Consider the following 22698-nt stretch of genomic DNA (forward strand, 5'->3'; position numbering starts at 1 on the left):
CGGCGAAGGTAAATGTGGCGCAGACAAAAAAGCAGCTAAAGAAGGTAAGTGTGGCGAAGGTAAATGTGGTTCTAACCACTAAACGCTCACTTAGCTTTTGAAAGGGCCGTAAAGGCCCTTTTTAGTAGGAGGTAGTATGTTAAATAAATCAGCAGCAGATTTTGGGCAAATAGGATTAGGTTTGCGCCGAGAAATGCTTGACGAAATGCTCATCGATGTTCCGAAACCCATTGAGTTCTTAGAAGTTGCGCCTGAAAATTGGCTAAAGCTTGGGGGGCGTTTTGGTAAACAATTTAAACAGCTTACTGAACAGCACGCCTTTGTTTGTCATGGCTTATCGTTATCAATTGGCTCACCAGAAGCGCTTGATATTGAATTTGTGCAATCGCTAAAAGCTTTCTTTAAAGAGCATAATATTCGTTTATTCAGCGAGCACCTAAGCTACTGCTCTGGTGAAGGGCATATGTATGATTTAATGCCTATTCCGTTTACTGAAGAGGCTATTAAACATGTGGCCTCTCGTATTAGGCAAGTACAAGATATTCTAGAGCAGCCAATTGCTATCGAAAATGTTTCTTACTATGGCGCGCCTGGCCAACAAATGACTGAACTTGAGTTCACTAATGCAGTGTTAGAAGAAGCCGATTGTCAATTACTGCTTGATGTGAATAACATTTACGTTAATTCGATTAATCATGGTTATGATGCTGAGCAGTTTTTAGCTGCATTACCAACAAAGCGCATCGCCTATGGACATGTTGCGGGTCATTATACTGAAGCTAAAGATTTATTGGTTGATACCCATGGTGCGCCTGTCATTGACCCTGTTTGGCGATTGCTTGAAAAAGCTTATGACGTTCATGGGGTATTTCCCACCTTATTAGAACGTGATTTTAATATTCCGCCGATGAGTGAGTTATTAGCAGAGCTTAAAACCATTGAAACACTGCAGCACACAGCCAATAAGCAAAATCAAGTAACGGTGAAACACAGTGCCTAATCATTTTATGCAAGTACAGCAAGCGTTTATGGCGCATATCCGCGACCCTGAGCAACATGCTAAGCCCGTTGATGTTTCAGAGCGCCGTATGGCGATTTACCGCGACTTATTTTTTAATAATGTGGATGGGTTTGTCAGCTCTGCCTATCCTGTTCTAAAAAGTTTATATTCAGAGCAAGCGTGGCACAGACTCGTTAGGCAGTTTTTTAGTCAACATAATTGTAAATCGCCTTATTTTTTAGATATTGCCGGGGAGTTTTTGGCCTTTCTTGCAAATGACTATGAAATGCAAAGTGATGATCCTGCGTTCATGTTAGAACTGGCGCATTATGAGTGGGTTGAGCTCGATGTGTCGGTTGCGAAGGAGCTGGAAAACGAAACGAACTTATCGGCTCATCAAGTCACCAGTTCTGAATTGTATTTAAGCTCCCTTGCTCGCAATTTGAGTTATCGTTTTCCAGTTCATACCATCAGTGTGGATAATCAACCAAGTGAGCCCGCAGCTGAGGCAAGCTATTTTGTGGTATATCGGGATAGCGATGACGAAGTGCAGTTTTTATCAACTAATGCGATGACCGCGTTACTGCTAAACATGATTGAATCTCAGCCAGGAATCGATTTAAACCATGTGTGCCAAGTAGTTGCAAAGCATGCACCTCAGTTTAGTCAAGAACAGCTTTATCAAGGAGCGCTTAATACCTTAAGTGCCATGGCTGAGCGAGGTATTGTGGTTAGTAATACATTGGTTTAAAAATCGGCTAAAGCTCTTTATTGATGAGGGCAGTTCGACTATTATGTCTGCCTTATTTTGTCGTGCTTAAATAAAGGTAGTAACTATGTCGAATGATAAAGACTTTAAAGATCCGTTCAATGCAACTTATTTCATTGCGTTTTTAGCTGTATTCGGTGGCATTGGCTGCCTTAACGCTATCCTTGGTTGGATCACTTCTTTATCTTAATCTGCGTAAGCAAATTTAAGACAATAGGCTGCATTATGCAGCCTTTTTTATTGCTGCTTATATTATTTCGAAACTTGCTACCGACTTTCTACTAAGGTGATGTTATACTCTCGAGCTTTGTTAGATAAACTTTTTGAGCAGTATAATTATGACTCAAGCAACTTCAACGCTCATCAAACAGAGCATTGCAACGATCGCTGATTACCCTAAGCCGGGCATTATGTTCCGCGATGTAACCACTTTAATGGCTAACGCTGAGGCATTTAAAGCAACTATCGACAGCTTTATTGCCGCATATAAAGACCAAGGCTTTACAAAAATCATTGGTACTGAATCACGTGGCTTTATTTTTGGTGCGCCACTGTCATATGCACTTGGTGTTCCGTTCATTCCAGTTCGTAAACCGGGCAAACTTCCTCGCGAAGTGATTTCACAAAGCTACCAATTAGAGTATGGTGAAGATATTCTTGAGCTTCATACAGATGCAATTGTCCCTGGCGATAAAGTGTTATTAGTAGACGACTTACTGGCTACAGGTGGCACAATCGAAGCAACGGCAAAATTAGTCGCTAAGCTAGGCGGTAACGCAACTGATGCTGCATTTGTTGTTTCTTTACCTGAACTGGGCGGTGAACAACGTGTTGCTGATATGGGCATCAAAATCTTAAAGTTGGTTGAATTCGAAGGCGAATAATTAATGAGTTATCAGGTTCTAGCAAGGAAATGGCGACCACAAACCTTTCACGAGTTAGTGGGGCAGTCTCATGTTAAACAAGCATTAGTTAATGCATTAACACAAAATAGACTCCATCATGCTTATCTCTTTACTGGAACCCGTGGGGTGGGTAAAACAACCATCGCACGTATATTCGCAAAAAGCCTCAACTGCGATAAGGGTATCTCTGCTGAGCCATGCGGCCAATGTTCAAGTTGTACTGACATCGAAGCAGGTCGTTATATTGATTTATTAGAAATCGATGCGGCATCGCGTACTAAAGTAGAAGATACCCGCGAAATCCTTGATAACGTTCAATATGCACCAACACGTGGACGTTACAAGGTATACCTAATCGATGAAGTTCACATGCTGTCAAAGCATAGTTTCAATGCTTTACTAAAAACATTGGAAGAGCCCCCGGAGCATGTGAAGTTTTTATTAGCGACAACCGATCCGCAAAAACTGCCTGTGACGATCTTATCGCGTTGCTTACAGTTTAATTTAAATGCTTTGTCGCAATCAGAAATTCATGATCAACTTGCCCATGTTCTTAATCAAGAACAACTAAGTTTTGACGATAAATCATTGTCTATTTTGGCGAAAGCAGCTGACGGCAGTATGCGTGATGCACTGAGCCTTACAGACCAAGCAATTGCGCAAACCAATGGCAATATTAATCATCAGGCTGTGCAAACCATGCTTGGCTTGATGGATACTCAATATAGCCAAACCATGTTAGCAGCGTTACTATGCCAAGATGGCGATGCATTACTTCAAGAAGTAAAAGCAGTTGTTAGCCGAAACCCTAATTTTGTAGCCTTGCTCGACGATTTAATTGCACTTACGCATCTTATTCAACTTGTGCAACTCGTGCCTAGTGCAGCGGCACTTGATGATACTAACCGAGATTTTATTGAGCAGGTGGCACAAACCACTGATGCACAGCAGATGCAGGTTTACTACCAATTACTATTAAATGGTAAAAAGGATTTGCAATGGGCACCCGATGCTAAACTTGGCTTTGAAATGATCATGTTGCGACTGCTTGCATTCCAACCTACTCAATTTGCACAAAGCCAAACTCCAGCGAATACCCAGCAGCAGGTTAAGCCAACAGGCGCCAGTGCACTGCGCGATATTTTAAAAAAATCAACGGCGCAACGTGAACAAGCTGCATCAGCCCAAGCACCAGTAACGCAAAGCTCTGAGCATACAAATCCTGTGCCTTCAGAGGCTCAGCAAACACAAGCAGCACCTATTCAAACAGCTAGGGCAGAAACGGCACAAAGCCAAGAGTCTGATCAGCAAGTTGAAGCTAAGCCTTTAGAACAATCTGCTCAACCAGCTGAAATTGCAATGGCCGCTGACGTTAAACCAGCGCCACAACAGCAAGAGCAAAGTAATGCAGAACAGATGCCTGCTGCTGATGATTCTTCGCAAGCTTACTCTACACCAGAGTACTCCGCGCAAGATTACATGGATGATGATGCCGAAATGGATCCATCACTTGCTGCGCAATACGATGATGTGATGAATAGCGCCTATGATCAGGGCTTTACAGCAAATGAAGCTGCTGCGCCCCAGCAACAGCAAACTGCACCTGCACAATTGCAACAGCAGCAAAGCCAAGCGCAATCGGCTATTGCACGTATTTTACAAGACCGTAATATCTCAGGAGCCGGGCGTTTAAGTGGTGCGGCGACGCAAACGGATGTAAAAGCAGAGCCACAGCCTGAAGCAAAGCCGGTAGTAGAGCCGCTCAGGCAACAAAACCAAGCCACGACCAATATTCAGCCTCAGCAGCAAGCAATGGCTGCTGAAGTAAAAAAGCCCATCCCCCAGCAAACGGGGGAGAGCACTAATAAAGTAAAAAAAGTCGACTTTAGAGAAAAGCATCAAACAATCACCGAAAATTTAGCGCCAGAGCTGCTTGAGCAGATCAATCCGCAAAAAGCGCCAGAGCCAGTCGTTGAAGAAGCTAGTATTCCGGTACCCGATGATTTTGAAAGCCCGATCAGCAGTATTAAATTTGCACACGAACAAGATGAATGGGCGTATTTAATAAAACGCATGGGACTGGGTGGGCGCATGCGCCAATTTGCGCTGCATTCAATCTTTACCAAGCAGAATAATCAGCTGCACATTGAAGTTGATTCATCACAGCGCCATTTAGATAGCGCTGTGCTAAGACAAAAGCTCAATGCCGCATTAAGTGAAATTTACGGCCATAATGTAGAGCTCAGTATTGAGTTTGCTGATGGCGTAATTGATTCACCGTATTTAATTCAACAAAAAATTGATGCGGGACGTCATCAACAAGCGATTGATGTAATAAATAGCGATGAAAATATAGTGCAATTTCAGCAGTTATTTAGCGCTATAATCGATGAAAACAGTATTCAGGCATTGTAATTAGTTACAATAGCCCTTATCTTCATGCCAATTAAAGTAGTTTAGAAAGAGAGACAGTTATGTTTAAAGGTGGAATGGGTAACATGATGAAGCAAGCGCAGCAAATGCAAGAGCGCATGCAAAAAGCCCAAGAAGAAATCGCAAACCTTGAAGTTGTAGGTGAAGCAGGTGCAGGCCTAGTTAAAGTAACTATGCTTGGTAACCACAATGTTCGTCGTGTTGAATTAGATGACAGCCTAATGGAAGACGACAAAGACATGATCGAAGATTTATTAGCGGCAGCGTGTAATGATGCTGTTCGTCGTGTTGCTGAAGAAACTCAAGAGCGCATGAGCAAAGTAACTGGCGGTATGCAATTACCACCAGGTATGAAAATGCCATTCTAAGTGATTTTGTATGCAACTATCTCCTAGTTTAACACAGCTAATTGAAGCGCTAAGATGTCAGCCGGGCATAGGCCCTAAGTCGGCACAGCGCATCGCTTTTCATTTGCTTGAGCGTGACCGTCAGGGTGGTAAACAGCTTGGTCATGCATTAACCAAAGCAATGGATGAAGTAGGGCATTGTCAATCTTGTCGTACTTTTACAGAGCAAGCTGTATGCGATATTTGTTTAAGTGTTAAACGCCAAGATAGTGGTTTATTGTGTGTGGTCGAATCACCAACCGATGTACTCGCTATTGAGCAAACTGGTCAATATCAAGGGCTTTACTTTGTTTTAATGGGTCACTTGTCGCCAATTGATGGCATAGGACCAAAAGAAATTGGCCTTGATATTCTTGAAAGCAAGTTGCAACAAGGCGGTATTAATGAGGTGATCCTCGCAACAAATCCAAGTGTTGAGGGGGAAACCACCGCTCATTATATTGCTGAGCTTTGCCACAAGTACCAAGTGAGTGCATCTCGTATTGCTCACGGTGTGCCTGTTGGTGGTGAGCTCGACTTACTTGATGGCATGACCCTAATGCATGCATTTAGTGGACGACGCGCCGTAAACCAAAACTAATACCTGATATGGTATCAAAAGCCTGCTTTAAGCAGGCTTTTTTGTTTGTAAGATGTTACTTAAGTGGGGACGGTTTAATTTGTGTTTTAATTGTAGTATTGTCTTATTAAGTGGTTTGATAAGGATTTTAAACAATGAAAATACTGATAACACTTAGCTTTTTATATACATTCTCTTCAGTTGCATTTGCTACAGATACAAAATGCAATCTGGTTAATCAGAAACCTGAATTTTACAAAGAATGCCCATTAAAACTTTTGGTCACTGCTAAAGATACACTCACGGTTGAGGGTGAGCGTATAAATGAAGGGAATAAATTAACCATAAAATATTTCTTCACAGTTACTACAGAGTCTAACTACAAAGGCGCTTGGTTACTGAGTAATAAAGAAAGTATCAAATTAAATAATATTAACATTGAATTGCCACAGAGAAACTGTGTATTTAATGAATGTAAATTTTCAGATTACATTCATTCTTTAGAGTTAAATTCTTTTGAGAAATCAGTAGCTAATAATATTGATAGACAAGTACTAATTAAAAAAGTTGATGAGAAGCTAGTTGAATTAGGAGCTGAGCTTACGCCTACTGATGTGCAAACCTCGCTTGATGTTTTCTTAAAAGATTCAAACAAACCAGTGTTCTTTAAGTTTCTAAATTCGCAAGGGGATTTTACTGCTTACTTCAAGTCTAATATTGACTCTGATGGAAAAATGTATCCTTCTGAATTTATATATAAAGTTTATAGTCAAGGTGAAAATACTTGGCTAGGGAACCGAAATTATGATCTTGAAGCAAGTCATGCTATGTGGACTTTTCTTGGTGAAAAAAATTTAAGAAGAGTTAAAGAGTGTTCTCATTTGAACGTTTCTGTATTGCGCTCGAACAAAGAATTACAGACCTTACCTGCTACTCAGTGCTCATATTTTTGATGCAATTGTTTATTCATTAATAGATTAAGTATCACTTATTAATTAGAGATCTTGTTTTAGGTTGGAATCAGTATTGAAACCTCCAATGTTAATATCTTAAATATAATTGATAAGTTTTACTCGTAATAGCCGATATGAAAGTTGCTAATTAGATGGAGCAACCTCAATTTTCCCCGCAAATTTAATTTTTTGCCTTGAAGTTCCAAAAGCCTACCCCATATATGAGTCATAGTGCAGATTAGACACTTTGTTAATTGGAGATTTACACAATGACTGCAGCACAAAAAGAAACATTAGGCTTTCAAACAGAAGTCAAACAACTATTAAACCTGATGATTCACTCTCTTTACTCTAATAAAGAGATTTTCCTACGTGAGCTTGTATCAAACGCGTCAGATGCAGCAGATAAATTGCGTTTCCTAGCGCTTTCTAATGGCGATTTATACGAAAACGATGCAGATTTGAAAGTCCGTATCAGCGCCGATAAAGACGCAAACACGGTCACCATTACTGATAACGGTATTGGTATGAGCCGTGAAGATGTGATCAATTCACTGGGTACGATTGCCAAATCAGGCACCGCAGAATTTTTCCAGAACCTAACAGGTGACCAAAGCAAAGATTCACAATTGATTGGTCAATTTGGTGTGGGTTTTTACTCAGCATTTATCGTTGCTGATAAAGTAACCGTACGTACGCGTAAAGCAGGTGAAAGCCAAGGTATCGAATGGCAATCTGCAGGTGAAGGCGATTACACCTTACAAGAGATTGAGAAACCAACACGCGGTACTGAAATTATTCTTCACCTTCGTGAAGACGAAACAGAATTTGCTGATGAGTTCCGTTTACGTAGCATCGTAACTAAATACTCTGATCATATTTCGATTCCTGTTGAAATGTATAAAGCAGAAGTACCAGAGTCAGAAGGTCCAGATGGCGAAAAAATTCCTGCGCAGCCAGGCGAGTGGGAAGGTATTAACCGCGCGACAGCACTATGGACTCGTGATAAGTCAGAAGTCACAGACGAAGAGTACAAAGAGTTTTATAAGCACATTGGCCATGATTGGGAAGAGCCATTAAGCTGGGCACATAACAAGGTTGAAGGTAAAACTGAATACACGAGCTTGTTATATATTCCTAAAAAAGCGCCTTTTGATTTATGGAACCGTGACCGCCAAACGGGTTTAAAACTATACGTACAACGCGTTTTCATTATGGATGACGCAGAGCAATTCATGCCAAGTTACCTTCGCTTTGTAAAAGGTCTGCTTGATTCAAACGACTTACCACTTAACGTGTCGCGTGAAATCTTACAAGATAACAAGGTAACGCAAGCAATCCGTAAAGGTTGTACATCGCGTGTACTGAAAATGCTTGAGCGCATGGCGAAAAATCGTGAAGAAGATTACCAAACGTTCTGGAATGAATTTGGTCAGGTGTTAAAAGAAGGTCCAGCTGAAGATATGGCAAACAAAGAAGCCATTGCTAAGCTATTGCGTTTTGCTTCTACACACACTGACGAAAGCACACAAAATGTATCGCTTGAGCAATACATTGAGCGTATGAAGCCAGAGCAAGATAAAATCTACTATGTGGTTGCAGATTCGTTTGCAGCAGCGAAGAGCTCACCACATTTAGAGATCTTCCGTAAGAAAGGCATCGAAGTATTGCTACTAAGCGACCGTGTTGATGAGTGGATGATGAGCTACTTAACTGAGTTCAACGAAAAATCATTCCAGTCAATCACCCGTGGTGACTTAGATTTAGGCAACATGGATGACGAAGACACGAAAAAAGCGCAAGAAGAGTCAGAAAAAGAAGTTGCTGGCCTAGTTGAGCGTATTAAAACTGCGTTAGGTGATAATGTTAAAGATGTACGCTTTACGCATCGTTTAACAGACTCACCAGCTTGTGTTGTTGCTGATGAGCATGATATGAGCTCGCAAATGCAAAAGCTAATGGAGTCTGTAGGTCAAACTGTACCTGAGCAAAAGCCAATTTTTGAGCTTAACCCTGAGCATCAGCTTGTTAAACACTTAAACGTTGAACAAGATGAAGACAAGTTTGCCCAGTGGTCACATGTACTTCTTGACCAAGCATTACTGGCCGAGCGCGGTACGTTAAAAGACCCAGCAGGCTTTGTAACTCGTTTGAACAAACTTATGCTAGATTTAAGCAAATAAGCGTTTTAACTGAATGAGTTGAAAAAGGGAGCAAGGCTCCCTTTTTTATTGCTGCTAATATAGGCAATTGGTATAAGTTACTTGAGGTATAGCCTCAGTTGTGGAAGAATTCAGGCTCTAAAAACAAAACTCCACTGATCGACCATTTTTAAGATTAGTATCACACAGAGGACAATGATATGCGCATTATTCTTTTGGGCGCGCCGGGTGCAGGTAAAGGTACTCAAGCTCAGTTTTTGATGGACAAATACGGTATTCCACAAATTTCTACGGGCGATATGCTGCGTGCAGCAATCAAAGAAGGTACACCACTTGGTCTTGAAGCTAAAAAAGTAATGGATGCAGGTCAATTAGTATCTGACGAAATTATTATCGGTCTAGTTAAAGAGCGCATCGCTAAGCCAGATTGCGAAAAAGGTTTCTTACTAGACGGTTTCCCACGTACGATCCCTCAAGCTGATGCAATGAAAGAGAATGGTGTGGTTGTTGATCACGTTATCGAATTTGACGTTGCTGACGAAATCATCGTTGAGCGTATGGGTGGCCGTCGCGTACACCCAGGTTCTGGTCGTGTTTATCACGTTGTTTATAATCCACCAAAAGTTGATGGCAAAGATGACATCACAGGTGAAGACCTTATCATTCGTGATGACGACACTGAAGAAACAGTGCGTAAGCGTTTAGGTATCTACCACGACCAAACTAAACCATTAGTTGATTACTACCAAGCTGAAGCAACAGCAGGCAACACTCAGTACCACAAGTTAGACGGTACACAAGCTGTTGAAGCTGTTAGCCAACAACTTGGTGAGCTTTTAGGTTAATAGCCTAATAGCAGATATAAAAAAACCGCCACTGGGCGGTTTTTTTATGCGAGTTGATATTGAGTTTTTACAGTTTTTTCAACGCAGCAATAGCACTGTCGTAATCAGGCTCTTTTGAAAGGTTATCAACGAGCTGTTTGTAAACGATTTTATGCTCTTTATCTAATACAAATACCGCACGGGTTAGCAGGCCCATATCCTTGATAATCAAACCGTAGTTCTTACCAAAGTCATGCCATACAGAATCCGATAAAGTCACCACTTTGTCGATATTCTCTGCTTTACAAAAACGTTTTTGAGCAAATGGTAAGTCAGCGCTTAGAGTAAGCATGGCTACACTTGGGTATTCTGAAGCTACCTTTTCATTAAAGTGTTTGGTTTGAATACTGCATACACCGGTGTCTAAACTTGGCACTACGCTTAAAAGCACCGCTTGGCCTTGGTAGTTGTCTAGTGTAACGGGTGTAAAGCTACCATCTACTACTTTAAAATTAGGTGCATTTTGACCAACTTCAACACCTTGTCCTAGTAAGGTGACAGGCTTTGACTGCGCAGAAACCTTACCAGCATCTAAACTATTTTCTGATAAATCACCCGCATAACTAAACGTGCATACTGCTCCAAGTGCAAATATAAGTGGACGTAACATAATAAGATTCCTTCAAATTAACGCATTTAACATCAGTGTATTATACTCAAGGAGTCGGTCCAAGGATTAGTACAATTTAAAATTGTAAATAACCAATAGTTTGATTAACATGTGTTCGTGACCCTATTTTTTATATATAAAAATAAGAATAAAGTTACTAGTCAAATTTGTGTCTAGTTAAAAAGTACGGATTTAGAGAGAGAGTATGTCAACATCGGTATTAGTTTGTGATGATTCAAAGTTAGCTCGTCGACAATTAGCGCGCTCTTTACCCGATGATTGGGATATTAAAGTTGAGTTTGCTGAGGACGGTGTGCACTGTATTGAGCAAATCAAAAAACTCCAGCCAGAAATTCTATTTCTCGATTTAAACATGCCTGAAATGGATGGTTACGAAGTACTTCAAGCCATTCAAGATCAAGGCCTTCATGTGCTTACTGTCGTTGTTTCTGGTGATATCCAGCCTAACGCCCATCAACGTGTGCTTGAGTTAGGTGCTATCGACTTTATTCAAAAACCGTGTTCTGCAGAAAAGCTTGCCAATATCATCGAGCATCATGGCATTAAAGACAAAGCCATGCGTGAACGACTTGCTAATAAGCTAGGTGAGCAAGTTGACCCTGATGTACGTGACATCTATCAAGAACTCACAAACGTGGCTATGGGGCAAGCAGGGGACTTATTAGCGCGTCTTCTTAATGTATTCGTAAAACTTCCAATCCCTAATGTAAATGTATTAGAAGTAAATGAGCTAGATATGGCTCTACGCTCAATTGATGCTAACGCAACGACATCAGGTGTATGCCAAGGATTTATTGGCGGCGGTGTGTCTGGTGAAGCCTTATTACTGCTAAATGATTCAAGCTTTAAAGAAATTGCATCACTAATGAATTACGAAGGTGAGCTTAACGATAAAGTTGAGCTTGAGCTGTTGATGGATGTCAGCAACATTCTGATCGGTGCAATTTTATCAGGGCTTTCTAAACAGCTCGATATGCGTTTTAGCCAAGGTCATCCTGTGGTACTAGGTCAGCATTGTGATGTGACCGATTTAGTAAAAGCCAATAAATCTCGCTGGCAACGAACGCTGGCGATTGAGATCAGCTATGGCATCGAAAATCACAATATCAACTGTGATTTGATGTTGCTGTTCACCGAGGACTCATTAAAAACCCTTAAGTACAAAGTAGCTTATTTATTAGAAGACTAGACTATGCCTGCAGCCGATTTTAATATGAATGAACTCCATTGGTTAATGGATATGTTTAATACCGTTGATGTAGGCCTAGTAGTGCTCGATAGAGACTACAAAGTATGCATATGGAATGGGTTTATGGAAAACCATTCTGGCTTATTGCCCAGCGCGGTGAAAGACAAAGATCTGTTCGACTTATTTCCATCAATCGATGAAAAGTGGTTTCGCAGCAAATCAGAGTCTGTGTTCATCTTAAATAATCGCTCGTTTACTATCTGGGAGCAGCAGCCGTATATTTTCCGCTTTAAAAATTACCGCCCAATTACAGGTAAAGCGGATCATATGTATCAAAATGCCACCTTTATACCACTGACGACGACCACAGGCGAAGTGTCGCATATTTGTATCATTATCTATGATGTAACCGATGAAGCGGTGAATAAAAAAGAGCTAGAAGAAGCCAACAGCAAGCTTGAACAAATGAGCCGCACTGATGCACTTACCAAGCTAACCAATCGCGGTTATTGGGAAGAAAAGTTACGCAAAGAATATATGCGTATTGTTCGTAGTGGCGGGTGCAGCACCTTATTGATGTTTGATATCGATCACTTTAAAAAGGTCAATGATGAACATGGTCACCGCGGTGGGGATGAGGCGTTGCGTCATATTGCAGACTTGCTTCGTAAAACTCTACGTGAAACAGACTTAGCTGGACGCTACGGTGGGGAAGAGTTTGCGGTAACCTTGCTCGATACTGATCATGAAGGAGCGCATATCTTCGCTGAGCGATTAAGAACGCTGATTGAGAATTCATCGATTTACTTTGGTGGCAAACAAATTCAACTGACGGTCAGTATTGGTTTTGCGTGCTTTGACGAAAAATTTGATCGTTACGAAAAATGGGTTGAAGCGGCAGATAAAGCCTTGTATCACTCTAAAGAAAATGGCCGTAACAGGGTTACAGCTTATACAGATTTATAAAGAAGGGGCTAATAAGCCCCTTTTTCATAACAATTCTATTAAGTGATACGAGTTAAACGCCAAGCGGCGGTAAAACGAGAATATCTGTTTTAAGTAGTTTCATAACCTTTTCAGCGGTATTACCAATTAAATGACCTTTAATTCCGGTATTGCCCACCGAACCCATAATCACTAAATCGGCATTTAATTTTGCAGCAATACTAGGGATCACTTGTTCAACCACACCCGCTTTAATCTCAAGTTTATCTTTTAAGTCATGTGCTTCAATTAAGGCACGCTGCGCTATCGGTAGCTTTTCGAACGCATTAATGACTTGCTCATCTGAAAATACAATCCCCAAATCACGTAAAAACGGCGATACATGCACGGTATAACAGGCATAAAACTCGCTGTCGTAGTCATTAGCATAGGCTAATCCCGCTTTAATAATCGCTTCGTTTAAGCGGTATTTGGTTGCTTTTTCACTGCCCAAATCAAGTGCTGCTAACACATTGGTATTGTTTCGCCATTTGTTATCAGCAGCTAAATAAAGTGGTAACGGGCTAAAGCGAATAAGTTGCCAGTCAAGCTCTGTAAATTGCGTTTGTTCGTCAATATGGCGAGTTTTAATCACCATTTCATAATCTGACGTATCAAGTTCATTGGCAAGCCACTGCACTGGGTTTTCATGCCACAGTGTTTGCAACGTATAGCTGCTAGCGTCTAAATGCTCGCTAATAAGAGGGCTTAGCGCATTACGAACTTTTGCGAGCTCCTTATCTTGAATAGCGAGCGCTTCATCGGGTGGAATAGAATATAAAATACTGTTGGTGTCTTCATAGCTAAAGGCGACGATATCAATATGCTTCACTCCTTTGGCTTTTTGTTTTGCGTGTAATATTGACGTTTTAGCATCGGCTATCGAGTCGATGATCACCAGTATTTTTTTATCCATTTTGCCTACTCTGTTGTGTGTCGGGTATCACTGCTTGGGCATTCACCCAATAATGAAACTTCACCTGTTGAGGTTTCTTGTTCCAGTTTTACCTTAAAGCCCCATAGCCTGTAAAGGTGTTTTAGTACTTCATCTTTTGATTTCGCTAATGGAATATTGTTATGGGGTACATAACGCAGGGTAAGTGAACGATCTCCTCTAATATCAACGTTATAGACTTGAATGTTTGGTTCGTGATTACTTAAGTTATATTGTGCAGAAAGCGTTTCACGAACCTTGTGATAGCCCATTTCATCATGAATAGCGCCGACATTAAGGGTTGGCTCTTTTTCATGATCAATAATGGTAAAGAGCTTAAAATCTCGGATAATTTTTGGCGATAAAAACTGGCTTATAAAACTCTCATCTTTAAAGTTTTGCATTGCAAAATGTAAGGTTTCTAACCAATCACTGCCGGCATACTCTGGAAACCATTTCTTGTCTTCTTCGGTTGGGTTTTCGCAAATACGGCGAATATCAACCATCATATTAAAGCCAAGAGCATAAGGGTTGATCCCTGAATAATAATTGCTGTTGTAGGGCGGTTGATACACTACATTGGTGTGGCTTTGTAAAAACTCGAGCATAAAGGCATCGGTGAGCTTACCTTCATCGTACAGGTGGTTCAAAATGGTGTAATGCCAAAACGTAGCCCAGCCCTCATTCATCACTTGAGTTTGTTTTTGGGGATAAAAATATTGCGAAATTTTACGCACAATACGAATTACTTCACGCTGCCATGACTCAAGCAGCGGCGCATTTTTTTCGATGAAATATAAAATGTTTTCTTGTGGCTCAGCAGGGAAGCGGCGCTCACGTTTTTTTGATTCTTGCTGCGAAGTAGGGATTGTGCGCCACAACTCGTTGACTTGCGATTGTAAGTAATCTTCACGTTCTTGCTGGCGCTTTTGTTCTTCGTACAGTGAAATACGTTGCGGGCGTTTGTAGCGGTCCACACCGTAATTCATTAACGCATGGCATGAGTCGATGAGATTCTCAACTTCATTGATGCCGTATTTTTCTTCGCATTTAGCAATATAATTTTTGGCAAATAATAAGTAATCGATAATAGAGCTGGCATCAGTCCAAGTTTTAAAAAGGTAATTACCTTTAAAAAATGAATTGTGGCCATAGCAAGCGTGCGCCATTACCAAGGCTTGCATTGGCAGGGTGTTTTCTTCCATTAAATAAGCAATACACGGATCTGAGTTAATCACAATCTCATAAGCAAGACCCATTTGCCCACGTTTATAGTTTTGTTCTGTTTGAATGAATTTTTTACCATACGACCAGTGGCTATAGCCAATCGGCATACCCACACTCGAATAGGCATCCATCATTTGTTCAGCAGTGATCACCTCAATTTGATTTGGGTAGGTATCGAGTTTATAAATTTTCGCTACCCGTTCAATCTCAGTTTGATACTCTGCTAATAAATCAAATGTCCAATCAGGACCGTCGCTAATACGTTTATCGGCCATACTTTACCTCACTCGCAAGGCTATGCGACGCCTTGCTGCTGACGATTCTTTTTAAATAATTCACGGAAAATTGGGTAAATGTCCTCAACGCCACGAATGTGTTGCATGGCAAAATTGTCGTGGGTTTGTGCTATCGATTGATACTCACGCCATAAGCTTTGATGAGCACGGGCGGTAATTTCAATATAGGCGTAATAGCGCACCGCCTTTAACAGTTTATTACGTAAAATTTCGCCACAGTTTGGCGAGTCATCGGCCCAATTATCGCCATCAGAGGCTTGTGCTGCGTAAATGTTCCACTCTTCAGGGTTATAACGCTCCGCGATGATTTCGTTCATCAGTTTCAATGCACTAGAAACAATGGTGCCACCCGTTTCTTGAGAATAGAAAAACTCTTGCTCATCGACTTCTTTCGCTTGGGTATGATGACGAATGTAGACTACCTCTATATTTTTGTAGCTACGGGTTAAAAATTGATACAGCAAAATATAAAAGCGTTTTGCCATGTCTTTGGTCGCTTGATCCATCGAGCCTGACACATCCATTAAACAAAACATCACGGCTTTGCTTGTAGGGTGTGGTCGTTTTTCATAGTTACGAAAACGTAAGTCGTAATTATCAATAAAAGGCACCGCTTTAATGCGACTTTGTAGTTCCTCAATTTGACGTTCAAGTAAAGCGATGGCCGCTTTATCAGGTTGCTCTTCTGCTTTGAGTAACGCGAGTTGTCCTTCAAGCTCTGCAAGGTGACGTTTTTTGCCTGCGGTCATTGCCACCCTGCGGGCGAGTGAACCTTGTAATGAACGAACAATATCAATATTACTGGGCATGCCGTCGTTACAAAAACCAGCACGATGGGTTTTCATTTGCACCAGTTTATCGAGCTGGTTTTGTTGCAGATTAGGCAGTTCAAGGTCTTCGAACAATAAGTCTAGGTATTCATCTTTTGAAATAGAGAATACAAAGTCGTCTTGTCCTTCACCAGAATCACTGGCTTCACCTTCGCCACTGCCACCCCCTTGAGCGCCTCCTTGCGGGCGCTTAATTCTGTCGCCCGTAGAGAATTGGTCATTACCAGGGTGGATCTGTTCACGGTCGCCACCACGTCCTTGATGAAAAATAGGCTCACTGATATCACGTTGCGGAATCGAGATACTCTCGCCGCTAGTGGTATCGGTTACGCTACGCTTATTAATGGCATCAGATACCGCTTCTTTAATCTGTTTTTTATAACGCCTGATGAACCGTTGACGATTCAAGGTACTTTTGTTTTTTCCATTCAGGCGTCGGTCAATAAAATGCGCCATAACAACCCCCTTAAAACAAACGTTTTTTTACTGCGATTTTCTAACGCGTAAATACCATTCAGAAAGTAAACGTACTTGTTTTTGGGTATAGCCTTTCTCAACCATACGATTGACAAAGTCTTCGTGTTTTTTCTGATCTTCAGCCGAGGTTTTCGCATTGAAGGAAATAACCGGCAGCAGATCTTCGGTATTTGAGAACATTTTCTTCTCAATAACCGTGCGAAGTTTTTCGTAGCTGGTCCAAAGCGGATTCTTGCCTTGGTTGTGCGCACGCGCACGCAGTACGAAATTGACTATTTCATTCCGGAAATCTTTAGGGTTTGAAATACCCGCAGGTTTTTCAATCTTCTCAAGCTCTGCGTTAAGTGCAGCACGGTCAAATAGCTGGCCAGTATCTGGGTCGCGGTATTCTTGATCTTGGATCCAGAAATCAGCATACGTCACGTAGCGGTCAAAGATGTTTTGCCCATATTCAGAGTACGATTCTAAGTAGGCCGTTTGTAACTCTTTACCAATAAACTCCACGTACTGAGGAATGAGATACCCTTTTAAGTGGCTTAAGTAACGCTCTTCAACGTCGGCGGTAAATTGCTCACGCTCTATTTGCTGCTCAAGAACATAGAATAAGTGCACTGGGTTGGCCGCCACTTCAGTGGTATCGAAGTTAAACACTCGCGATAGAATTTTAAACGCAAAGCGGGTAGAGAGCCCGGTCATGCCTTCATCAACACCCGCGTAGTCGCGGTACTCTTGATACGACTTCGCTTTCGGGTCGGTGTCTTTTAAGCTTTCACCATCATAGACGCGCATTTTTGAATAAATACTTGAGTTTTCAGGCTCTTTCATACGAGAAAGGGTGGTAAATTGTGCCAGTGTTTTTAATGTGCCCGGTGCACAAGGGGCATCATGTAATTCACTGTTTTCAAGCAATTTATTGTAAATCTTAACTTCTTCAGAAACACGTAAACAGTAAGGCACTTTGACGATGTAAACACGGTCTAAAAATGCTTCATTGTTTTTGTTGTTTTTAAATGTTTGCCACTCAGATTCATTTGAGTGAGCTAAAATCATGCCGCTAAACGGCAGGGCACTGATACCTTCTGTTCCGTTGTAGTTACCTTCTTGCGTGGCTGTAAGTAGTGGGTGTAGCACCTTGATTGGCGCTTTAAACATTTCCACAAACTCCATTAAGCCTTGATTTGCTAAACAAAGCGCACCTGAATAGGCATACGCATCAGGGTCGTTTTGCGCAAAGTGTTCAGCTGGCGAATATCGACTTTACCGACTAGCGCTGAAATGTCTTGGTTGTTTTCATCGCCCGGCTCGGTTTTAGCAATCGCAACTTGATTTAAAATAGATGGATAGCGCTTAACCACTCTAAATTGGCTAATATCACCATTAAATTCACTTAAGCGTTTTGCAGCCCACGGTGACATCACCGTTTTTAAATAACGCGGTTTAATGCCGTATTCTTTTTCTAAAAGCTCAGCGTCTTCATTTGGGTCAAATAACGCTAAAGGGTGGTCGTTAACAGGCGAGCCTTTAATCGAATAAATAGGTACCTGCTGCATTAAGTATTTAAGCTTTTCAGCAATGGATGATTTACCCCCACCTACCGGGCCAAGTAAATACAGTACTTGCTTACATTCTTCTAAGCCTTGCGCAGCATGTTTTAAATAAGAGACGATTTGCTCAATGGCATCTTCCATACCATAAAAATCGTGAAATGCAGGGTAGCGTGCGACTACGCGATTAGAAAACAGCCTGCTTAAGCGCGCATCGGTTGAAGTGTCGATAATCTCCGGCTCACCGATGGCCATTAATAGCCGCTCTGGTGCGCTGGCATAAGCTGATTTATCCTTCTTACAGATCTCGAGAAATTCCTCAATACTGTATTCTTCTTCTTGCGCTGCTTCGTATCGTGATTGGTAATGCTCAAAAATACTCATAGAGACCTCCGAAAACCCGCTAAAATGACGTGTAATTAGATTAAGAGAAAAGCAAAGGCTAATTAAAGCTTAGTCACGATTTTGAATTTTTGCGCAAGAAAATTAAGAATTTAATTGAAAAAAGCTCATCTTGATTACGCTTTTTGGCTGAGGGCTTGGCTGCGACTTAGAAGGGGCGTGCACTGGCAATAAAAAAGACGCCGAAGCGTCTTTTTTTGATTACTGCTAGTAACAGAAGATTAAGCGAAGTTAGCGTTCGCGAAGTCCCAGTTAACTAATGCCCAGAAACCTTTTAGGTAATCTGGACGAACGTTACGGTAATCGATGTAGTAAGCGTGTTCCCAAAGATCCACAGTTAGGATTGGTGTAACACCTTCATCAGTTAATGGCGTTGCAGCATTTGATGTGTTAACGATATCAAGTGTGCCGTCAGCTAGTTTAACTAACCAAGTCCAGCTTGAACCGAAGTTGTTAACTGCTTTGTCGTTTAACGCTTCTTTGAATGCGTCGAAAGAACCCCATTTAGCGTTGATCGCGTCAGCGATTGCGCCCGTAGGCTCGCCACCACCGTTTGGAGATAGGCTGTTCCAGTAGAACGTGTGGTTCCAGATTTGTGCAGCATTGTTAAATACGCCACCTTCTGAAGAACATACGATTTCTTCTAGAGATTTGTTTTCGAATTCTGTGCCTGGGATCAGACCGTTTAATTTCACAACGTAAGTGTTGTGGTGTTTACCGTGGTGAAACTCTAGAGTCTCTTTTGAAATATGTGGCTCTAATGCATCGATTGCGTATGGTAGTGACGGTAGTTCAAATGCCATTTTTTATCTCCATCTTCTTGGTTGATAGTCCACTCAGTTATAGGTAATAGCAAGGTAAACAGCGTACTTCCCTATACCAAGTGGTATTATAGTGTTACTATAATTGTTGAGTATTTTACTCAAGTTTTAGCAAACAGCAATGCTATTGCTAAAGACTATTTAAAATTGTGGCTACGAATGCCGATTTTAAGTTATATATCTGAGGCCACAGTGAAACTTTTTCAAGGCCAATGTAGTAAGCCAATGTCTTTTTTGAGGTTGTAAATGGAAACCATCGATAAAATTAAACAGCAAATTTCTGAAAATCCAATCCTTCTTTACATGAAAGGATCACCAAAGTTACCTAACTGTGGTTTTTCTTCACAAGCATCACAAGCACTTATGGCGTGTGGTGAGCAGTTTGCTTACGTTGACATTCTACTTAACCCAGATATTCGTGCAGAGTTACCTGCATACGCAAACTGGCCAACATTCCCACAACTATGGGTAGAAGGCGAGCTTATCGGTGGTTGTGACATTATCATCGAAATGTTTCAACGTGGTGAATTACAGCCATTAATCACTGAAACAGCTGCAAAGTACAAAGAAAAAGACGCTGAATAATTATATTTAGTGTAGAGAAAAGCCGCTGATTGCGGCTTTTTTTATATCTGTTGTATTACGCGGGCAGCAAAACATGCACGCTTAATCCACCTTGCTCGCGGTTATGTAAGCTAATTTGCCCGTGGTGTGCTTCAACTATTTCCCTGCAAAGTGCTAGCCCTAAGCCACTGCCTGTTGCTTTAGTGGAGTAAAAGGGAATAAGTGCGTTAGCCATTACAGCTTCACTCATACCTTTACCTTTATCACTCACTGTGATGTGTGTGCCACTTGCTTCTTGTTGCACAGTTAAACTGACATCTTCGGGGTTTGACCCTGATTCATAGGCATTTTTTAATAAGTTTATAAGTAACTGTTCGAGCTGAGTGTGATCAGCGTCAGTTGTCACTCGCTCATCAAGTGATACTTCAACCTGCCACTGACTTTTTAATTGCTCAATCAGCGTCGGCCAGTTAATCGTTGATAGTTGAGGGGTGGGTAACTTGGCAAATTTACCATAGCCTTGTACAAACTCATTAAGGTGTTTTATGCGGTCTTCAATGGTGGTAAATACTCGTTTTAAGCGTGGTTCATCGACTTCTTTCGTTAATAGTTGCGCGCTATGAAGCATCGACGACATTGGCCCTAGGGAGTTGTTAAGCTCATGGCTAATGATACGAATAACTTTTTTCCATACCTCTACTTCTTGGCGGCTTAGTTCGCGAGTCAGCTGTTTAAAAACATACAGTTGATGAAACTGATTATTAAGCAATAATCGGCCTGTTGCCATATGCCAAGTTTGTGATTCTTGATCTGCTTTGTCCAGGGTAAATAAGCCATCAACGCCTTTGTGAATGGCACGCGTTAATTGCTCGCAGCTTGAATCTAATAAGTTTTCGAGCTTGGCGCCTTCAAGGGCTGATTTAGCATCGAGTAAGCTGCGGGCACTGTGGTTGCTAAACACAATAAAGCCTTGGTCGTTAGTCAAAAGTACAGCTTGTGGCGAGCTTTGCAGCACTTTGTCGAGCATCAACTCACGCTGATAAATCCATTGTTTTTCTTGGCGAAGCTGTTTTGCGGTTTGGTTATAAAGCCGGCATAAATCACCTAGCTCATCACTGCCATCATAGGCTAATAATGTGGCCAGCTCACCATCTTTAAAATTAAGCAGCCCGGTTTCGAGCGAGTTCATACCATCAATGAGCGGAGCTGATAATTGCGCGGCAAAAAATCCGCTGATCAAGGCGCAAGCGAGCAGGGCTAATAGGCTGTAAAGCAAGCTGATGCCCGCAAAATAACACACCAACACAAGCGGCAATGCAGACGCTGCAATACACAAAGTTATGATTTTATATCGAAACGAAGAACGCATTAGTATTCAATCTTAAATTTATCAAGCCTGCGATAGAGCGCTTGGCGGCTTAAGCCAAAATGGCGAGCCACTTTAGCAATCACACCTTTGTATTCGCGCATGGCAAGTTCGATCTCTTGTCTGTTAGGCTCTGCTCTTGTTTGTGTTGGGCTGTTTGTTTCAACTTGTAAGCCAAAATCAGCAAGCTCAATCACCCCTGTGGGTTTTAAAACGCCAGCGCGTTTACAGGCATTTTCAAGCTCACGAACATTACCCGGCCAGCTATGGGCGAGCAGGGCTTTTTCTGTACTTAGTGACAGTGTGCGCTCAGGTAAAAAGTGTGCGACCAAAGCTAAAATATCATCTGGGCGATGGGCAAGGCTTGGTAAATTTAACTCAATTACATTTAAGCGGTAGTAAAGGTCTTCACGAAATTGACCTGTTCTAATTGCATGGCTTAAATCTTCATTGGTTGCTGAAATCACCCGCACATTCACTTTACGTGTTTGTGTTGAGCCTAAACGTTCAAATTCACCAGTTTGTAAAATGCGTAATAATTTCATTTGCCCAGAAAGTGGTAAGTTACCAATTTCGTCTAAAAATAGGGTGCCACCATCGGCCGCTTCAAAACGACCAATACGCTGTTTAGTAATACCTGTATAGGCGCCAGCTTCGGCACCAAATAACTCAGCCTCAATAAGCTCGCTTGGCAAAGCACCGGCATTAACAGTGATAAAGGGTTTATCAGCTAATAATGAATTAGCCTGTATTATTTGCGCAATGCGCTCTTTACCACTGCCGTTAGGGCCTGTGATCAGCACTGAAATATCCGATTTAGCCACTTGAATCGCAAGATTAACAATGTGCTCCATAGCGGTACTTTTATAAACCAAGCCCACCAAATTTGCTTGTTGCACAGATGCGTCACGTTCTTGCTGGTGGCGGGTAAAGGTTTCGTTTTGTTGTTTTGCTTTACCCAGCTCGATTAGGTTATTTACACAAGTAAGTAGCTTGGCATCGTCCCATGGTTTTGGTAAATAATCAGCAGCCCCTGCTTTGACAAGTTCAACGGCAGTAGAAAGCTCTGTCCATGCGGTGATCAAAATAATCGGTAAGTGAGGATTAATGTCTCGTAAGGCATAAAAAAGTTCTTTGCCTTCTTCGCCGGAAGTGGTGTCGGCGGTGAAGTTCATGTCTTGAATAACAAGCGCTATGCGTTGGTATTGTACGGCTTGAATTGCCTCAAACGGGTTACTTGCTGTAACAACATCAAAACCGTGAATTTCGAGTAATAACGACAATGCATCCAAAATGGCTGGGTTATCGTCGACGATAAGTATTTTTTCCATATTATTGTTTTAGTTATTTTCCTAATAAGG

Annotated in this window: 21 protein-coding genes and 1 pseudogene; 14 read left to right on the plus strand and 8 right to left on the minus strand. The window is 41.5% G+C overall.

Going from position 1 to position 22698, the window contains the following annotated elements; genetic code table 11:
* From C2M25_RS22285 to adk, 11 genes are all read left to right on the plus strand, one after another.
* Positions 1-82, plus strand: an 82-nt coding sequence (locus C2M25_RS22285; protein ID WP_442792923.1) for an HvfA family oxazolone/thioamide-modified RiPP metallophore, incomplete at its 5' end; no start/stop codon positions are given.
* Between the two features lie 54 nt (positions 83-136).
* A complete protein-coding gene (locus tag C2M25_RS02960; RefSeq protein ID WP_105173971.1) occupies positions 137-1000 on the plus strand; it encodes an HvfB family MNIO-type RiPP peptide maturase in 864 nt (287 codons plus the stop codon).
* A gap of 7 nt (positions 1001-1007) precedes the next feature.
* On the plus strand, positions 1008-1751 hold the full coding sequence (locus C2M25_RS02965) for an HvfC family RiPP maturation protein (RefSeq protein ID WP_105174344.1): 744 nt from the start codon (positions 1008-1010) through the stop codon (positions 1749-1751).
* Positions 1752-1836: 85 nt separating this feature from the next.
* A complete protein-coding gene (locus C2M25_RS22160) occupies positions 1837-1959 on the plus strand; it encodes a hypothetical protein (RefSeq protein ID WP_254907726.1) in 123 nt (40 codons plus the stop codon).
* 148 nt (positions 1960-2107) lie between these two features.
* Positions 2108-2653 (plus strand): adenine phosphoribosyltransferase, encoded by a 546-nt coding sequence (gene apt / locus C2M25_RS02970; RefSeq protein WP_105173972.1) that lies wholly within the window; start codon positions 2108-2110, stop codon positions 2651-2653.
* Between the two features lie 3 nt (positions 2654-2656).
* Complete coding sequence (gene dnaX / locus C2M25_RS02975) at positions 2657-5089, plus strand: DNA polymerase III subunit gamma/tau (RefSeq protein WP_105173973.1); 2433 nt, start codon at positions 2657-2659, stop codon at positions 5087-5089.
* A 59-nt stretch (positions 5090-5148) separates the two neighbouring features.
* The gene (locus tag C2M25_RS02980; RefSeq protein WP_054551547.1) at positions 5149-5475 is read left to right on the plus strand and encodes a YbaB/EbfC family nucleoid-associated protein; all 327 of its coding nucleotides are present in this window, start codon (positions 5149-5151) and stop codon (positions 5473-5475) included.
* 10 nt (positions 5476-5485) lie between these two features.
* Positions 5486-6094: a recombination mediator RecR gene (gene recR / locus C2M25_RS02985; protein WP_105173974.1), complete on the plus strand. Its 609-nt coding sequence runs from the start codon at positions 5486-5488 to the stop codon at positions 6092-6094.
* Between the two features lie 134 nt (positions 6095-6228).
* Positions 6229-7026: a hypothetical protein gene (locus tag C2M25_RS02990; protein ID WP_063705899.1), complete on the plus strand. Its 798-nt coding sequence runs from the start codon at positions 6229-6231 to the stop codon at positions 7024-7026.
* 269 nt (positions 7027-7295) lie between these two features.
* Positions 7296-9209, plus strand: a complete 1914-nt coding sequence (htpG, locus tag C2M25_RS02995) for a molecular chaperone HtpG (protein ID WP_063705897.1) — start codon at positions 7296-7298, stop codon at positions 9207-9209.
* Between the two features lie 179 nt (positions 9210-9388).
* Positions 9389-10033 carry an adenylate kinase gene (adk, locus tag C2M25_RS03000; RefSeq protein WP_063705894.1) on the plus strand — a complete coding sequence of 215 codons (645 nt, stop codon included), beginning with the start codon at positions 9389-9391 and terminating at the stop codon, positions 10031-10033.
* Positions 10034-10100: 67 nt separating this feature from the next.
* On the opposite strand, the gene tpx is transcribed toward adk, so the two are convergent.
* Positions 10101-10682: a thiol peroxidase gene (gene tpx, locus C2M25_RS03005; protein ID WP_063705891.1), complete on the minus strand. Its 582-nt coding sequence runs from the start codon at positions 10680-10682 to the stop codon at positions 10101-10103.
* 205 nt (positions 10683-10887) lie between these two features.
* Between tpx and C2M25_RS03010 the strand changes: the two genes are divergently transcribed.
* Together C2M25_RS03010 and C2M25_RS03015 are read left to right on the plus strand one after the other, a co-directional pair.
* Entirely contained in the window at positions 10888-11892 is a 1005-nt protein-coding gene (locus C2M25_RS03010) for a response regulator (RefSeq protein WP_063705889.1), read from the plus strand.
* Between the two features lie 3 nt (positions 11893-11895).
* The gene (locus C2M25_RS03015; RefSeq protein WP_063705887.1) at positions 11896-12858 is read left to right on the plus strand and encodes a sensor domain-containing diguanylate cyclase; all 963 of its coding nucleotides are present in this window, start codon (positions 11896-11898) and stop codon (positions 12856-12858) included.
* Positions 12859-12910: 52 nt separating this feature from the next.
* On the opposite strand, the gene C2M25_RS03020 is transcribed toward C2M25_RS03015, so the two are convergent.
* The 5 genes and pseudogenes from C2M25_RS03020 to C2M25_RS03040 all read right to left on the minus strand — a co-directional run bounded on the left by C2M25_RS03020 (position 12911) and on the right by C2M25_RS03040 (position 19389).
* Complete coding sequence (locus C2M25_RS03020; RefSeq protein WP_063705885.1) at positions 12911-13792, minus strand: universal stress protein; 882 nt, start codon at positions 13790-13792, stop codon at positions 12911-12913.
* A 5-nt stretch (positions 13793-13797) separates the two neighbouring features.
* On the minus strand, positions 13798-15312 hold the full coding sequence (locus C2M25_RS03025) for a SpoVR family protein (RefSeq protein WP_063705883.1): 1515 nt from the start codon (positions 15310-15312) through the stop codon (positions 13798-13800).
* Positions 15313-15332: 20 nt separating this feature from the next.
* A complete protein-coding gene (locus C2M25_RS03030; RefSeq protein ID WP_105180358.1) occupies positions 15333-16619 on the minus strand; it encodes a YeaH/YhbH family protein in 1287 nt (428 codons plus the stop codon).
* Positions 16620-16646: 27 nt separating this feature from the next.
* Positions 16647-18568 (minus strand): annotated as a pseudogene (locus C2M25_RS03035) (PrkA family serine protein kinase).
* 239 nt (positions 18569-18807) lie between these two features.
* Complete coding sequence (locus C2M25_RS03040) at positions 18808-19389, minus strand: superoxide dismutase (protein WP_054551537.1); 582 nt, start codon at positions 19387-19389, stop codon at positions 18808-18810.
* Between the two features lie 264 nt (positions 19390-19653).
* On the opposite strand from C2M25_RS03040, the gene C2M25_RS03045 reads away from it, so the two are divergent.
* Positions 19654-19992, plus strand: a complete 339-nt coding sequence (locus C2M25_RS03045; protein ID WP_054551536.1) for a Grx4 family monothiol glutaredoxin — start codon at positions 19654-19656, stop codon at positions 19990-19992.
* Positions 19993-20047: 55 nt separating this feature from the next.
* On the opposite strand, the gene C2M25_RS03050 is transcribed toward C2M25_RS03045, so the two are convergent.
* Both C2M25_RS03050 and C2M25_RS03055 read right to left on the minus strand, forming a co-directional pair.
* Positions 20048-21340, minus strand: coding sequence for a sensor histidine kinase (locus C2M25_RS03050; RefSeq protein ID WP_105173975.1), 1293 nt, complete (start codon positions 21338-21340; stop codon positions 20048-20050).
* Positions 21340-22668, minus strand: coding sequence for a sigma-54-dependent transcriptional regulator (locus tag C2M25_RS03055; protein WP_105173976.1), 1329 nt, complete (start codon positions 22666-22668; stop codon positions 21340-21342). The genes C2M25_RS03050 and C2M25_RS03055 overlap by 1 nt, the downstream gene beginning before the upstream one ends.
* Positions 22669-22698 lie beyond the last annotated feature (30 nt).

Source organism: Pseudoalteromonas sp. T1lg21, from assembly GCF_002964625.1.
GTDB classification, from domain to species: domain Bacteria; phylum Pseudomonadota; class Gammaproteobacteria; order Enterobacterales; family Alteromonadaceae; genus Pseudoalteromonas; species Pseudoalteromonas gelatinilytica.